This window comes from Bradyrhizobium sp. 45, from assembly GCF_023073155.1.
GTDB lineage: Bacteria > Pseudomonadota > Alphaproteobacteria > Rhizobiales > Xanthobacteraceae > Bradyrhizobium > Bradyrhizobium canariense_D.
Genome location: NZ_JADPIX010000122.1, coordinates 570,214 through 584,624, shown reverse-complemented (window position 1 = coordinate 584,624; position 14,411 = coordinate 570,214). Strand labels below are relative to the sequence as shown.

Below are 14,411 nucleotides of genomic sequence, written 5' to 3'. Positions count from 1 at the left end.
ACGACCATGAAACCCCGCATGAATTTCTACCAGGCCGCACCCGACACGATGAAGGCGCTGATGGCACTGGAAGAGCAGATCCAGTCGACGGGCCTTGAGAAATCGTTGATCGAGCTCGTCAAGATCCGGGCGTCACAGATCAACGGCTGCGCCTTCTGCATCAACATGCACACCGAGGACGCCCGCAAGCGCGGCGAGACCGAGCAGCGCATCTATCTGCTCAACGCCTGGCGCGAATCACCGCTCTACACCGACCGCGAGCGCGCGGCGCTGGCCTGGACGGAATCAGTGACGCTGATCTCCGAGACGCACGCGCCTGATGACGTCTACGAGCAGGTCCGCCCGCAATTCTCCGACGCGGAGACGGTGAACCTGACCATGCTGATCGGCGCCATCAATGCCTGGAACCGAATCGCGATCGCGTTCCGTGCGGTTCATCCGGTGAAGGTGAAGGCATCGGTGGCGTGAGGTGCTGATGTGTGGAGGCCAAACTGCCTCAATACATTCGCCTGTCATGCCCCGGCTTAACCGGGGCATCCAGTACGCCGCGGCTTCTCGAGTCCAGCACTCCCGTCACGGAGTACTGGATCGCCCGGTCAAGCCGGGCGATGACGGCGGTAGGTAGCTTAAACCGCCGTCGCCTTCGCGAACTCCACGTAGATCTCGCGCAGCCGCATGGCGATCGGGCCGGGCTTGCCGTCGCCGACCTTCTTGCCGTCGATCGCAACCACCGGCTGGACGAACAGCGACGCCGAGGTGGCGAAGGCTTCCTTGGCGGCGAGCGCCTCGGCGACCGTGAAGGAACGCTCTTCGACGCGGAGCTGACGCTCTTCCGCCAGCGCCACCACCGCCTTGCGGGTGCAGCCCGGCAGGATCGCGTTGGAGTTCTTGCGGGTCACGATGACGTCGTCCTGGGTCAGGATGAACGCTGAAGACGAACCGCCTTCGGTGACGTAACCGTCTTCCAGCATCCAGGCTTCGCCCGCACCGGCTTCGGCCGCGGCCTGCTTTGCCAGCACTTGCGCCAGCAATGCTACGCTCTTGATGTCACGCCGCTCCCAGCGGATGTCGGGCACGGTGATCACATTGATGCCGGTCTTGGCCGAGGCGGCGTTGATGATGTCCTTCTCCGACGTGAACATCACCAGGCTCGACTTGACGTCGCCCTTGGGGAAGGCGAAGTCGCGGCCCTTGTCGGCGCCGCGGGTGACCTGGAGATAGACGAGGCCGTTCTCGACCTTGTTGCGTGCAATCAGCTCCTGCTGGATCTCGGTGATGCGCTCGACCGTCTCCGGGAGCCTCAGCTTGATCTCGCCGACCGAGCGCTCCAGCCGCGCCAGATGCGAGGCATTGTCGACCAACTTGCCGTCGAGCACGGCCGAGACCTCATAGATGCCGTCGGCGAACAGGAAGCCGCGATCGAGGACCGAAATTTTGGCGTCCGAAAGCGGGACGAATGAGCCGTTGACATAGGCGATCGGATCCAAGGCAGGTCTCCTGGCGGGAATAGGGATTACCCGCTGGTATAAGGGATTTGTCGGTGCCACGAAACCCTCAACCCGTCATTCCCGACCGGCGCCAGGAGGCACGTCGCGGAATGACAGTGGGATCAATGCGACAGAATCTTCGACAAGAACTTCTGCGCGCGGTCGCTGCGGGGCTTGCCGAAGAAATCGTCCTTCGGGGCGTCCTCGACGATCTCGCCGCGGTCCATGAAGATCACGCGGTTGGCGACCTTGCGGGCAAAGCCCATCTCGTGCGTCACGACCATCATGGTCATGCCCTCATGGGCGAGGTCTACCATGACGTCGAGCACCTCGCTCACCATTTCGGGGTCGAGCGCCGAGGTCGGCTCGTCGAACAGCATGACGATGGGATCCATCGCGAGCGCGCGGGCGATCGCCACGCGCTGCTGCTGGCCGCCGGACAGGTTCGCGGGAAATTTTTGCGCCTGTTCCTTCAGGCCGACCCGCTCCAGCAGCTGCATGCCTTTCGCCACCGCCTTGTCGCGCGACCGGTCGAGCACCTTCTGCTGCGCGAGGCAGAGATTATCAATGATCTTCAGATGCGGAAACAGCTCGAAGTGCTGAAAAACCATGCCGACACGCGCGCGCAGCTTGGGCAGATTGGTCCTGGGGTCGTTGACCTTAGTGCCATCGACGCTGATGTCGCCTTTCTGGAATGGCTCCAGCGCGTTGACGCATTTTATCAGCGTCGACTTGCCTGATCCCGACGGACCGCAGACCACGACCACCTCGCCCTTGGCGACGCTGGTGGTGCAGTCGGTCAGCACCTGGAAGGCCGGGCTGTACCATTTGTCGACGTGGCTGATCTCGATCATGGCAAACTCTATCGAATGATGGCGATGCGCGCCTGCAGGCGGCGAACGCCGAAGGACGCGATACAGGAGATGGTGAAGTAGACGATCGCTGCGAATAGATACATTTCGACCAGACGGCCGTCGCGCTGCGCGACCTTGCTAGCCGCACCGAGGAAATCGGTGATCGACAGCACATAGACCAGTGAGGTGTCCTGGAACAGCACGATGGTCTGCGTGATCAGGACCGGCAGCATGTTGCGGAAGGCCTGCGGCAGAACGACGTAGCGCATGGTCTGGGCGTAGGTCAGGCCGAGCGCGTTGGCTGCGGCCGGCTGGCCGCGCGAGATCGACTGGATGCCGGCACGCATGATCTCGGAGAAGTACGCGGCCTCGAACATGATGAAGGTGATGAGCGAGGACGCGAACGCGCCGACACTGATCGGACGCGACGCGCCAGTTACCCATTGCCCGATATAGGGCACCAGGAAGTAGAACCAGAAGATCACCAGCACCAGCGGCAGCGAGCGCATGAAGTCGACATAGACGCCCGCGATGCGGCCCAGCACCTTGTAGCCGGACAGCCGCATCAGCGCGATCGCCGTGCCGAAGACGAGGCCGCCGAGTGCAGCAAGCCCGGTCAGCATCAGCGTGAACGTCATGCCCTCATAGAATAGATAGGGCAGCGTGCGGATGATGACCCCGAAATCAAAATTGCTGAACATGGCGCTACTTCCCCGTGATGTAGCCGGGGATCGCGACCCAGCGCTCGAGGAAGCGCATCGCGGTCACGACGACGGCGTTGACGAGGAGATAGAGGATGGTCGCAGCGGTGAAGGCCTCGAACACCTGGAACGAGAATTCCTGCATCGAGCGCGCCTGGCCGGTCAGTTCGAGCAAACCAATGGTGATGGCCACAGCCGTGTTCTTGATGGTGTTGAGGAACTCGGACGTCAGCGGCGGCAGGATGATGCGAAAAGCCATCGGCAGCAGGATGTAGCGATAAGCCTGCAGGGTCGTCAGGCCGAGTGCGGTCGCCGCCATCTTCTGCCCGCGCGGCAGCGATCCGATGCCGGCCTGCAACTGCACGGCGACGCGCGCCGACATGAAGAACCCGATGCCAATCGCGGCCGTCCAGAACGGCGCGTTCGGCAGTTGTTTCAGCCACAATCCCGCGGACCTTGGCAACACTTCCGGCAGCACGAAAAACCACAGGAAGAGCTGCACCAGCAGCGGCATATTGCGGAAGAATTCAACATAGGCAAAGCCGAACCAGTACGCTCCCTTCGACGGCAGTGTGCGCATCACGCCGACGATCGATCCGGTGATCAGCGCGATGATCCAGGCGAGCGCACCCGTCTTGAGGGTCAGCACCAGGCCCGACAACAGCATGTCGAGATAGGTGCCGGTCCCCATCGGGTTCGGCTGGAAAAAGATTCCCCAGTTCCAGTTGTAGTTCACGTGTCCCCCGCGCGAACGCGCCAGTCATCGATGTCCTGGCGCCTATGCAAATGTCCGGCCATCCTGGAGTCAAGATGGCCGGACACGATCCCGATCGAAAGATCGAGGTTATAGCTTACTTATAATCGTCCGGGTTTGGCGAGTCCGTCGGCTTGGCAAACTCGTTCTTCAGCTCGGCCGAGATCGGCGTGTTGAGATTGAGGCCCTTCGGCGGGATCTTCTGCGTGAACCACTTGTCGTAGATCTTCTGGCCCTCGCCGGAGGTGTAGAGCGCAGCGGTCGCCGCGTCGACGACCTTCTTGAAGGCCGCGTCGTCCTTGCGCAGCATGATGCCGTAGGGCTCAGGCTTGGAGAACGCGTCCTTGGAGATGACGTAGTCATCGGGCGACTTCGAGCCGGCAACGAGGCTCGCGAGCAGGATATCATCCATCACGAAGGCGACCGCACGGTCGGTCTCGACCATCAGGAAGGCCTCGGCGTGGTCCTTGGCCGGAATGATGTTTGCGCCGAGGCTTTTTGCAACATTGGCCTCGGTGAGCTGTTTGATGTTGGTGGTGCCGGCAGTGGAAACCACCGATTTTCCCTTGAGGTCGTCAATCGCCTTCAGGCCACTCGACTTCTTGAAGACGTAGCGGCTGGCGGTCAAATAATGGGTGTTGGTGAAGGCAACCTGCTTCTGGCGCTCGGCATTGTTGGTGGTCGAGCCGCATTCGAGATCGATGGTGCCGTTCGCCATCAGCGGGATCCGGGTCGCCGAGGTCACCGGATTGAGCTTGACCTCGAGCTTGTCGAGCTTGAGCTCCTTCTTCACGGCGTCGACGATCTTGTAGCAGATGTCCATCGCGTAGCCGATGGGCTTCTGGTTGTCGTCGAGATAAGAGAACGGGATCGAGGAGTCGCGGAAGCCGAGCGTAATGGCGCCGGTGTCCTTGATGTTCTTGAGCGTGCCGGTCAGCTCCTCGGCCCCGGCCTGGCCGACGGCGAAGGTCGCGGCGAGCGCGAGGCCGATGCTACGGAAATGTTTCACGTTTTGGTCCTCTTTCAGGATGATGCCGGCGGGATGCAAGCACAAATTGGGTTGGAATAGAATGTGACTTTTGGCTGGATCGCGGCTCCGGTTAACGGCTCAGGCCGGCGGGCGCGTTAGCGGGCTTGTTAGCGGGCTTGGCAATTCCCCGAGATCCCAGAACAGGCCGGCCATCACCGTCAAGGCCTCTTCGGTCAATGGCAGCAGGATGTGCTCATTGGGCGCATGCTGGGAGCAGCCGGGATAGGAGTGCGGCACCCAGATCGTCGGCAGGCCCAATATCTCGGAAAACACGTCATTGGGCAGCGAGCCGCCGAAATTCGGCAGCACCGCCGGCACTTTGCCGGTAGTCTCCTTCACCGAATTCGCCGCCCATGCGATCCAGGGGCTGTCGAAATCGGTGCGCGATGCCGCGAAGCTCTGTGCGGCCCGCACTTCGACCATCGGAAAACCCCTTTCGACCAGATGCGCACGGACGGCTTCGATCAGGCCGTCGACCTTGGTGCCGACCACGAAGCGCAGTTGCAGCACGGCATTGGCGTGGCCGGGAATGGCGTTGGCCGGCTTCTCGATGTTTCCCGACGACATCGCCAGCACTTCGAGCGTGTTCCAGGCATAGAGCCGCTCGGCCGCCGAAAGACCCTCCTCGCCCCAGTTCTCGGCCAACGCCGGCTCGTCCTCGGTCGGCACCACCTGCACGTCCGCAAGATAGCTGCGGATCTGGTTGGTGAGGCGCGGCGGCTTCAGCGCGTCCAGCTGAAGGCGGCCGTGGCCGTCGACCAGCGTCGAGATCGCGTTGACCAGAATGGTCGCTGGGTTGGCGAGCACACCGCCCCAATTGCCGGAGTGATGGCCGCCGTCGCGAAGGTTCACATCGAGATGAATGCGGATGCCGCCACGGCAGCCGAGGAATAGGGTCGGACGGTCGGCGGACAGGCGCGGCCCGTCGGAGGCCACGAACAGATCGGCCTTGAGCGCATCGCGATTGAGATCGCAGACCTTGCCGAGATCCGGCGAGCCGATCTCCTCGCCCATCTCGAGGATGAACTTGGCGTTGAAGCCGAGCTTGCCGCCGCGGGCCTCGCGCACCGCGCGGAGTGCCGCCATGTTGATGCTGTGCTGGCCCTTGTTGTCGGCGGTGCCGCGACCGTAGAGACGCGTGCCCGAAACCGTGGTGCGCCAGGGATCGCGGCCGTCGCGCCACTCGCCTTCCATCCCGTCAACGACGTCGCCATGGCCGTAGATCAGCACGGTCGGCGCCGTCTCACTTTCGCGGCGTTCGGCGAACAGGAACGGCGCCTTGCCGCTGGGAGATTCGATCATCCGGCTTTCGAAATCGAGCGCGGCAAAAGCGGGCACCATCTCCTGTTCCAGATAGGCGCGCAGCTCGACGCTCCGGTTCGGATTCTGGCTCTCGGTCTGGTAGGCGACGCGGCGGTCGAGTTCGGCGAGGAACGCGCCCGATTCAAAATCGTCACGGGCGCGGGCGATGGCATCGGCTCTGGTCATTATTTTCTTTTTTAGGTTGCGAGGCGAAGGAGCATACCCGATACGGGCAGGCCTCCGAAAGTGGCGGGGACTTCGATAGTCTTGGGATTTCGTTCTTGCTCTCTTGAGATTGGCTTGCCAAGCGCGGCAGCGCCGCTGATTTTGGCCTTGCCAACGTCGCGCTATATGCAAGAACTTCGCCAAGTTCGGGCGCAGCTCTATCATTCGAAGAGCGCCCGGTACAGGGCGCCGGGGGACCATCATGGCCAAGCAGATCAGGCTCAATGCATTTGCGATGAATTGCGTCGCGCACCAATCACCGGGCTTGTGGACCCATCCGCGCGACCGCACTGCCGAATATAACCGCCTGCCCTATTGGATCGATCTTGCCAGAACGCTGGAGCGCGGCCGTTTCGACGGACTGTTCCTGGCCGACGTGCTCGGCGTCTATGACGTCTACGGCAACAGTCCTGACGCAGCCTTGCGCAACGCAGCCCAGTCGCCCTCGAACGATCCGCTGCTGCTGCTGTCGGCAATGGCCGCCGTGACGCAGAATCTCGGCTTCGGCGTCACCAGCAATCTCTCCTTCGAGCCGCCCTATCCGTTCGCGCGGCGGATGTCGACGCTCGATCATCTCACCGAGGGGCGTGTCGGCTGGAACGTCGTCACCGGCTATCTCGACAGCGCCGCGCGCGGCGCCGGCAAGGACAAGCAGATCGGGCACGACGACCGCTACGAGATCGCGGACGAATATATGGAGGTCGTCTACAAGCTCTGGGAAGGGAGTTGGGAGGACGACGCCGTGCTGCGCGACCGCACGCGCGGCATCTTCACCGATCCCACAAAGGTCCATCGCGTCAACCACGAGGGCGCGAACTACCGCATCAACAACACCATCCACCTGAGCGAACCGTCGCCGCAGCGGACGCCCGTGCTGTATCAGGCCGGCACCTCGCCGCGCGGACGGCAGTTCGCGGCACGGCACGCCGAATGCGTGTTCATGTCGGGGCCGTCAGCCAAGGTGATCGCGCCGCGCGTATCGGCGATCCGTCAGGAGGCCGCCGCGTTCGGCCGCAATCCGGCGGAAATCCTGATGTTCTCGATGATGACGATCATCCTCGGGCGGACGGAAGCCGAAGCGAACGAAAAATATGCCGACTATCGCCGCCACATCAGCCCGGAAGGCGCGCTGGCGCTGATGTCGGGATGGACCGGAATCGACTTCTCCGGCTACGAGCTCGATCAGCAGGTGCGCCATGTTCAGAACGATGCCGGCCGCAGCGCACTCGATAACGTCACCCGCGCCGATCCCGATCGCGTCTGGACCGTGCGCGACGTCATCGAGCATGTCGGCGTCGGCGGCGCAGGTCCCGTCGTGGTCGGCACGCCGGAAATGGTCGCGGACAAGATCGAGGCGTGGTTCGAGGCGACCGATGTCGACGGCCTCAACGTCGCCTTCGCGATCTCACCCGGCGATTTCGAGGACATCGCCGACATGCTGGTGCCGGAGCTGACGCGACGCGGGCGGTACAAGGCGGAGTACGCGCAGGGCACGCTACGCGAGAAGCTGTTCGGCGAGGGGCGGGCGCGGCTAGGTGCGCCGCATCCGGCGGCAGGGTTCAGAGTGGGGAGAAAGGGGTAGCGCCGCTAGGTACGCTGTCATGCCCCGGCTTGACCGGGACATCCAGTACGCCGCAGCGTCTCGACTCAATCACCGCCGGCTCTGGAATACTGGATCAGCCGCCTTCGCGGGTGATCACGACTGATAATGTGGCGGCACCAATGCCGCAGGTGACGCTGCCCTACAGCTTCCCGTCCACCATCACCTCGATCAGTTTCGTCCCCGGCCGGCCAAACGCCGACGCCAGCGTCGCCTTCAACTCTCGGGGATCGCTGACTTTGATTGCCTCACATCCCAGCGCCTTAGCCACGCCCGCGAAATCCACCGGCGGATCGACAAAATCCATGCCGACGTAATTGTCGTCGCCGTGGAAGGCGAGCAGGCGCTGCTTGATGATGCGGTAGCCGCCATTGTTGGCAATGACCACATTGAGCGGCAGCTTGTGATGCGCCGCTGTCCACAGCGACTGGATCGAATACATCGCGCTGCCGTCGCCGGAGAAGCAGACCACCGGGCGATCGGGATTGGCGATGCTGGCGCCGACGGAGGCCGGCAGGCCCCAGCCGATGCCGCCGGAGGCAAGGCCGTGATAGCCGAAGCGATCGCGGTGCGCACGCAAGGCCGTGATCTGGCGGCTCGAGGTGAGGCCTTCGTCCACGAGGATGGCATTAGCGGGCATGGCCTCGACCATTTGCAGCACCAGCCAGTCCGGATCGATGGGGCTGCGGTCCGCGGCCTTGCCGATCTGCTCGACCAGCGCGGTGCGCCGCGCGGTCCAGTTCCTCGGCGCGAGTTCGGTCAGCCGTTGCTTCGCGCGGCTCGCCAGGGCAGCGCCGCCCATCTCCTTCAACACCGGGATCAGCGCGCGCAGCGTTTCCTTCAAATCCGCCTTCAGCGCGATCTCAGCCCCGTAGTTCTTGGCGATCTCCCAATCGCCGAGGCCGATCTGCACGATGCCAAGGCCCTCCGGCAGCGCGTCGACCTCGCTGTAGACCGACATCCGCAAGGGATCGCCGCCGAGCGCGATCAAGAGGTCGAAGGGCGCAAGCGTGTCGCGCGCGACTTTCTGGACACGTGCCAGCGTGCCGACGAAGCTCGGGCTCTCCGAGAGGAAGTGCGAGCCATAGGGCGTCGAGGATTGGTAGGCAGCCGCGCCGAGTAGTTCTGCGAGTTCGGCGGCCTCCATCAGCGCATCGCTCTTGACCACTTCGTCCATGGTGACGATCACGGGACGCTCGGCCCTGAGCAGTCGGGCGGCGAACGCCTTCAGTGCCTCATCCGATGGTCTTGTGCGAGCGTCAATGCGGGTGGAGCGACCGAGATCGATCCCTGCCTCGCTGTTGAGGATATCGCCGGGCAATGAAATGAACACCGGCCCGGTCGGCGGGGTGGTTGCGACTTTTGCGGCGCGGCGCACGATGCGCGGCAGATCCTCGAGCCGCGTCACCTCGACCGCCCATTTCACCAGCGGCTCGGCCATGCGCACCAGCGGCCCATACAGCACCGGCTCCATCAGTCCGTGGCCCTGCTCCTGCTGGCCCGCGGTCAGGATCATCGGCGTGCCCGTGAACTGGGCGTTGTAGAGCGAGCCCATCGCGTTGCCGAGGCCGGGCGCGACATGGACGTTGCAGGCGACCAGCTTTCCGGAGGCGCGGCTATAGCCATCCGCGATCGCCACCACCAGGCTCTCCTGCATCGCCATCACATAGGCGAGGTCAGGGTGATCCTTCAGCGCATGCATGATCGGCAGCTCGGTGGTGCCGGGATTGCCGAACAGATGCGTGATGCCCTCGTCCTTGAGCAACGCGAGAAAGGCGGAGCGGCCGGTGATCTTGTTCTTCATGTTTCCTCCAGAGGCGGACGTTGCCGCAAGGCAAAAAGCATGATGGCCGAAATCGCGGGAGGCGCGCAAGGAAGCGCGGTCATGGCTGCGTTGCGTGGGACAGCGCTACATCTCCTCGCGCCCCAACTCGAACGGATCCTCGCCGCTCGCCCGCTTCTTTTTTTTCGAGCGCTGCCAGACCACACCGGGAAAGCCTTTCAGCGGCACCAGCGGCTCGCCGGTATAGGTCCATTCCTGCAGCTCTTCGATCGCGATGTGATAGAGCGGCTGGCGGCCGGTGCGTTCCCTAAACAGCGCACGGGGGATGTTGACCATATGCGGCCCGCGCGGGCGCTCATATGCGATCGGCGTGCCGCAATGCGCGCAGAAGCTGCGCGCGGTCTTCGTTGCCTTGTCCTCGTAGCGCGTCAGCGCCGTCTTACCTGCGGTGATGCGAAACCGCTTCTTCCAGCTTCCGACATAGGTTGCATAGGCGGCGCCGTGGGCGCGACGGCTGGCGGCGGAGTGATCGTGCCAGGCCCAGCGTGCGGGAACGTCGATCTCGAAGGTAACCCTGCCGCAGAGGCACTGGCCGGTGGCTATACCTGCGGCGGCTGCGGCTTTGGCCATTGTCTCTCCTCTCGTCATTGCGAGCGCAGCGAAGCAATTCAGAGTCTTGCCGCCGAGGCAGTCTGGATTGCTTCGCTGCGCTCGCAATGACGGAGTTCGTGGTGTCAGTCGGGGCAACACAATAACTCTGTAGCCCGGATGAGCGAAGCGACATCCGGGAAGACCAGAGCTTGAGTGAACCCCGGATATCGCTTTGCTCATCCGGGCTACAGCAGTGTCAGACCGGCGTCAGTTCGTCGTACGCGGGATAATCCGTATAACCCTTCTCCTCGCCACCGTAAAACGTCGCACGGTTATACGGCGTGAGAGGGTAATCGTGCTGCAGGCGGAGCGGCAGATCGGGGTTGGAGATGAAGATGCGGCCGAAGGCGATGATGTCAGCATGCCCCTCCGCAATGGCGGCGTTCGCGGTCTCGCCGGTAAATCCGCCGGCGGTCATCAGCACGCCGCTGTAGAGCGGGCGGAACAGCAGCATCGCCGACGGCACGTTCTGCCAGTTGACTTCGGCGCGCCCCGAGCCGCTGGAGCGCGGTTCGATGAAATGCAGATAGGCAAGACCGAGCTTGTCGAGCGCGTTGACCACGTGCGTGTAGAGCGGCATCGGATCGGGCTCGCCGGAATCATTGGCGATGCCGTGGGGCGACAGCCGCACGCCGACGCGGCCCGCGCCCCAGACGTCGATCGCGGCCTCGGTCACTTCGAGCAGAAGCCGCGCGCGGTTCTCGATCGAACCGCCATATTGATCGGTGCGCTGGTTGCTGCGTGATTGCAGGAATTGCTCGAGCAGATAGCCGTTGGCGCCGTGGATCTCGACCCCGTCGAAGCCGGCGGCCAGCGCGTTCTTCGCACCCTGCCTGAAGGCCTCGACGATGCCCTTGACTTCATCCGTGTCCAGCGCGCGCGGCGTCTCATAGTTGGAGATCTTGCCGTCGGCAGTCATCGCCTTCATGCCTTCGGCCTTGATCGGGATCGCGGAGGCCGAGACCGGCAGCTCCCCGCCGTGGAAGGAGGAATGCGAGACGCGGCCGACGTGCCAGAGCTGGAGAAAGATGATGCCGCCCTTGGCGTGCACGGCGTCGACCACCTTGCGCCAGCCCGCGATCTGCGTCTCCGAATAGATGCCGGGCGTCGCTGGATTACCGCGGCCGTGCGAGAGCACGGGCGAGGCCTCGGCGATGAGCAGGCCGCCTTGGGTGGCGCGCTGGCCGTAATATTCGGCGTTGAGCGGCCGCGGCGAAAAGCTCTCGCGCTCGGCCCTCATGCGCGTCAACGGCGCCATCGCGACGCGATGCGCGAGCGTGTACGGACCGACCTGCAACGGTTGAAACAACGCCTCGAATTTCATGCTGGCCTCTAATGGCGAAGGAAGGATGCGCATCATATAGCGAGGGGCGGCTACCGAGAGAAGGCGCCGCCCCTGCAAAAGCAGATATTCCCTCCCGCGGAACGCGGGAAAGACCAGTGTTACGCCGTCTTGATCCACACCGCCTTCACGTTGAGATATTCCTCGACGTGCTGCTTGCCGGATTCGCGGCCGTAGCCGCTCATCTTGTAGCCGCCGAAGGGCACGGCCGGGTCCATCGCCTGGTAGCAGTTCACCCACACCGAACCGGCACGGAGCCTCTTCGCGACCGCATGCGCCTTGCTGACGTCCCGCGTCCACAGGCCCGAGCCGAGACCGAACGTGGTGGCGTTGGCGCGCTTGACCAGCTCGTCCATGTCCTTGAACGCGATCGCCGAAATGACGGGACCAAAGATCTCCTCCTGCGCGATGCGCATATTGTCCTGGACGCCCGCGAACACTGTCGGCGAGACGAAGAAGCCTTTTGCAAGCGCGCCTTCGGTGACGCGGCCACCGCCGGCAAGCGCCCGCGCGCCTTCCTTTTGGCCGATGTCGAGATAGCTGGTGACGCGCTCGAGCTGTTGCTCGGACACCAGCGGTCCGATCTGGGTGTTGGGATCGAGGCCGTTGCCGACCTGCAGTTTCTTGCCGAACTCGGCCACGCGGCCGACGAACTCCTCATAGATCGACTGCTCGACGAAAAGCCGGGTGCCGGCGCTGCAGATCTGTCCCGAATTGGCGAACACCGCCATCGCAGCGCCCGGCACGGCCGCATCGAGATCGGCATCCGCGAACACGATGTCCGGCGACTTGCCGCCGAGCTCGAGCGAGACGCGCTTGAGGTTGCCGGCCGAGGCGCGGATGATCGACTGGCCCGTGACATGCGAGCCGGTGAAGGCAACCTTGTCGACGTCGTGGTGTGCGGCAAGCGCCGCGCCCGCAGTCTCGCCATAGCCAGGCACGACGTTGATGACGCCGGGCGGAACGCCCGCTTCCATCGCCAGCTCGGCGATGCGCAGCGAGGTCAGCGGCGCTTCTTCGGCCGGTTTGAGCACGACGGTGCAGCCGGTCGCGATCGCCGGACCGATCTTCCAGATCGTCGCAGTCAGCGGACCATTCCAGGGAATGATGGCGCCGACGACGCCGATCGGCTCCTTCAGCGTGTAGGAGAAGATTTCGCCGGGCAGCGAGTTCTCGATGGTCTCGCCATGGATCGCGGTGGTCTGGCCGGCATAATAGCGCAGCATGCCGACGGCGCGCAGGCGATAGGCACGGGTACGGCTGAGCGGCGCGCCCATGTCGAGCGTGTCGAGCTGCGACAATTCGTCGAAATTCTTCTCGACGAGGTCGGCAAGCTTCAGGAGCAGATTCTGCCGCTCGAACGGCTTGACCTTGCTCCAGGGCCCTTCGAAGGCGCGGCGAGCGGCAGCAACTGCGCGATCGATATCTTCCTTGTCGCCCTCGGCCACTGTTGCGAGCAGTTCGCCGGTCGCGGGGTTGTGGGTCTCGAAGCGCTTGCCTGAGGCAGCATCGACCCACTTCCCGTCGATCAGCATCTGCTTGTAGGATCCGTTGGCGAATGGATGGCGCGTGATCGGAATAGCCTGCGACACAGCCATGGCTGAACTCCCTGTCAATGATTGATTGGTTCGATCTGGGTGGGATCGTTGATCGATAGAATACTGCGATGCCGGACAGGCGTAAAGTAGAGGCGTAGAGTCGGCGCGGAACGAACACCTCCCATGCCGACTTGTGCGGGGTCGCGCGAGTGCCATGTTATAGCACGACCGAGCCCCTCCCCGGAGACCGATCCATGCCACATCCCGCGATCATCAAAGACAATGTTGCCGTGATCACCGGTGGCGCGTCCGGCATCGGATTCGCCGCCGCCGCAGCCTTCGCGCGAAACGGCGTGAAGGTGTGTATCGCCGATGTGGATCAGGCGCGGCTGGCGGACGCCGCGACAAGACTCTCATCCCTCACGTCCGCCGCACATGTGATGACCTTCGCGATTGACGTCAGCAAGGCCGAGAGCGTGATGGAACTGGAGCGCGCCGTCCACGAGCGCTTCGGCGGCACCGACATCCTCATGAACAATGCGGGCATCCAGCCCGGCAGCACGCTGTTCGGCGAACCCAACAACTGGCAGCGCATCATCGGCGTCAACATGTGGGGCATCATCAACGGCTCGCGCACCTTCGCGCCCAACATGATCGCGCGCGGCAGCGCGGGGCTCATCATCAACACCGGGTCGAAGCAGGGCATCACCACCCCGCCCGGCGATCCCGCCTACAACGTCTCCAAGGCAGGCGTGAAAGCTTTTACGGAAGCGCTCCAGCACGAGCTGCGCAACACTGCGGGTTGCCGCATCACCGCGCATCTGCTGATTCCCGGCTTCGTCTTTACGGGCCTTACCGCGAAGGGCCGCACAGAGAAGCCGGCCGGCGCCTGGACGGCCGAGCAGACCGTGAATTTCATGTTGGCGCGGCTGGAGGCCGGGGATTTCTACATTCTGTGCCCGGACAACGATGTCCCGCGCGCGCTCGATGAAAAGCGCATGCTGTGGGCCGCCGGCGACATCGTGGAGAACCGCCCGCCGCTGTCACGCTGGCACCCGGACCATGCGGATGCATTCGCGAAGTTCGTGAAGGGGGATTAGGCGTTTTTCCTTCTCCCCTTGTGGGAGAAGGTGGCGCGAAGCGC

At 63.6% G+C, this 14,411-nt stretch carries 13 protein-coding genes; 3 read left to right on the top strand and 10 right to left on the bottom strand.

The features are described from left to right. Nucleotides 1–6: 6 nt before the first annotated feature. A complete protein-coding gene (locus IVB42_RS23115; RefSeq protein WP_026232523.1) occupies nt 7–468 on the top strand; it encodes a carboxymuconolactone decarboxylase family protein in 462 nt (153 codons plus the stop codon). A 158-nt stretch (nt 469–626) separates the two neighbouring features. On the opposite strand, the gene IVB42_RS23110 is transcribed toward IVB42_RS23115, so the two are convergent. The 6 genes from IVB42_RS23110 to IVB42_RS23085 all read right to left on the bottom strand — a co-directional run bounded on the left by IVB42_RS23110 (nt 627) and on the right by IVB42_RS23085 (nt 6,314). Next, nucleotides 627–1,487 (bottom strand): D-amino-acid transaminase, encoded by an 861-nt coding sequence (locus IVB42_RS23110; protein ID WP_018453384.1) that lies wholly within the window; start codon nt 1,485–1,487, stop codon nt 627–629. A gap of 122 nt (nt 1,488–1,609) precedes the next feature. Beyond that, on the bottom strand, nt 1,610–2,341 hold the full coding sequence (locus IVB42_RS23105; RefSeq protein ID WP_018453383.1) for an amino acid ABC transporter ATP-binding protein: 732 nt from the start codon (nt 2,339–2,341) through the stop codon (nt 1,610–1,612). 8 nt (nt 2,342–2,349) lie between these two features. After that, nucleotides 2,350–3,042, bottom strand: coding sequence for an ABC transporter permease subunit (locus IVB42_RS23100; RefSeq protein ID WP_018453382.1), 693 nt, complete (start codon nt 3,040–3,042; stop codon nt 2,350–2,352). Nucleotides 3,043–3,046: 4 nt separating this feature from the next. Next, nucleotides 3,047–3,778 (bottom strand): amino acid ABC transporter permease, encoded by a 732-nt coding sequence (locus tag IVB42_RS23095; RefSeq protein ID WP_026232522.1) that lies wholly within the window; start codon nt 3,776–3,778, stop codon nt 3,047–3,049. A 115-nt stretch (nt 3,779–3,893) separates the two neighbouring features. Further along, on the bottom strand, nt 3,894–4,805 hold the full coding sequence (locus tag IVB42_RS23090) for an amino acid ABC transporter substrate-binding protein (RefSeq protein ID WP_026232521.1): 912 nt from the start codon (nt 4,803–4,805) through the stop codon (nt 3,894–3,896). 99 nt (nt 4,806–4,904) lie between these two features. Next, entirely contained in the window at nt 4,905–6,314 is a 1,410-nt protein-coding gene (locus tag IVB42_RS23085; protein WP_018453379.1) for a M20 family metallopeptidase, read from the bottom strand. 241 nt (nt 6,315–6,555) lie between these two features. On the opposite strand from IVB42_RS23085, the gene IVB42_RS23080 reads away from it, so the two are divergent. Further along, nucleotides 6,556–7,935, top strand: coding sequence for an LLM class flavin-dependent oxidoreductase (locus IVB42_RS23080; RefSeq protein ID WP_247395371.1), 1,380 nt, complete (start codon nt 6,556–6,558; stop codon nt 7,933–7,935). 160 nt (nt 7,936–8,095) lie between these two features. Here the strand turns inward: IVB42_RS23080 and IVB42_RS23075 are convergent, their stop codons facing one another. The 4 genes from IVB42_RS23075 to IVB42_RS23060 all read right to left on the bottom strand — a co-directional run bounded on the left by IVB42_RS23075 (nt 8,096) and on the right by IVB42_RS23060 (nt 13,327). Beyond that, nucleotides 8,096–9,757: a thiamine pyrophosphate-binding protein gene (locus tag IVB42_RS23075; RefSeq protein ID WP_018453377.1), complete on the bottom strand. Its 1,662-nt coding sequence runs from the start codon at nt 9,755–9,757 to the stop codon at nt 8,096–8,098. A 105-nt stretch (nt 9,758–9,862) separates the two neighbouring features. After that, nucleotides 9,863–10,366, bottom strand: coding sequence for a GFA family protein (locus IVB42_RS23070; protein WP_018453376.1), 504 nt, complete (start codon nt 10,364–10,366; stop codon nt 9,863–9,865). Nucleotides 10,367–10,583: 217 nt separating this feature from the next. After that, nucleotides 10,584–11,711: an alkene reductase gene (locus IVB42_RS23065; protein WP_026232520.1), complete on the bottom strand. Its 1,128-nt coding sequence runs from the start codon at nt 11,709–11,711 to the stop codon at nt 10,584–10,586. A 119-nt stretch (nt 11,712–11,830) separates the two neighbouring features. Then, complete coding sequence (locus tag IVB42_RS23060) at nt 11,831–13,327, bottom strand: aldehyde dehydrogenase family protein (RefSeq protein ID WP_247299325.1); 1,497 nt, start codon at nt 13,325–13,327, stop codon at nt 11,831–11,833. A 194-nt stretch (nt 13,328–13,521) separates the two neighbouring features. Between IVB42_RS23060 and IVB42_RS23055 the strand changes: the two genes are divergently transcribed. Beyond that, nucleotides 13,522–14,367 (top strand): SDR family NAD(P)-dependent oxidoreductase, encoded by an 846-nt coding sequence (locus IVB42_RS23055; RefSeq protein WP_018453373.1) that lies wholly within the window; start codon nt 13,522–13,524, stop codon nt 14,365–14,367. Nucleotides 14,368–14,411: the final 44 nt, after the last annotated feature.

Excerpts from the sequence above, each read along its gene's own strand:
- IVB42_RS23060 (WP_247299325.1), bottom strand. The coding sequence starts at position 13,327 with ATGGCTGTGTCGCAGGCTATTCCGATCACGCGCCATCCATTCGCCAAC.
- IVB42_RS23070 (WP_018453376.1), bottom strand. The coding sequence starts at position 10,366 with ATGGCCAAAGCCGCAGCCGCCGCAGGTATAGCCACCGGCCAGTGCCTC.
- IVB42_RS23075 (WP_018453377.1), bottom strand. The coding sequence starts at position 9,757 with ATGAAGAACAAGATCACCGGCCGCTCCGCCTTTCTCGCGTTGCTCAAG.
- IVB42_RS23105 (WP_018453383.1), bottom strand. The coding sequence starts at position 2,341 with ATGATCGAGATCAGCCACGTCGACAAATGGTACAGCCCGGCCTTCCAG.
- IVB42_RS23115 (WP_026232523.1), top strand. The coding sequence starts at position 7 with ATGAAACCCCGCATGAATTTCTACCAGGCCGCACCCGACACGATGAAG.
- IVB42_RS23085 (WP_018453379.1), bottom strand. The coding sequence starts at position 6,314 with ATGACCAGAGCCGATGCCATCGCCCGCGCCCGTGACGATTTTGAATCG.
- IVB42_RS23080 (WP_247395371.1), top strand. The coding sequence starts at position 6,556 with ATGGCCAAGCAGATCAGGCTCAATGCATTTGCGATGAATTGCGTCGCG.
- IVB42_RS23100 (WP_018453382.1), bottom strand. The coding sequence starts at position 3,042 with ATGTTCAGCAATTTTGATTTCGGGGTCATCATCCGCACGCTGCCCTAT.
- IVB42_RS23055 (WP_018453373.1), top strand. The coding sequence starts at position 13,522 with ATGCCACATCCCGCGATCATCAAAGACAATGTTGCCGTGATCACCGGT.
- IVB42_RS23065 (WP_026232520.1), bottom strand. The coding sequence starts at position 11,711 with ATGAAATTCGAGGCGTTGTTTCAACCGTTGCAGGTCGGTCCGTACACG.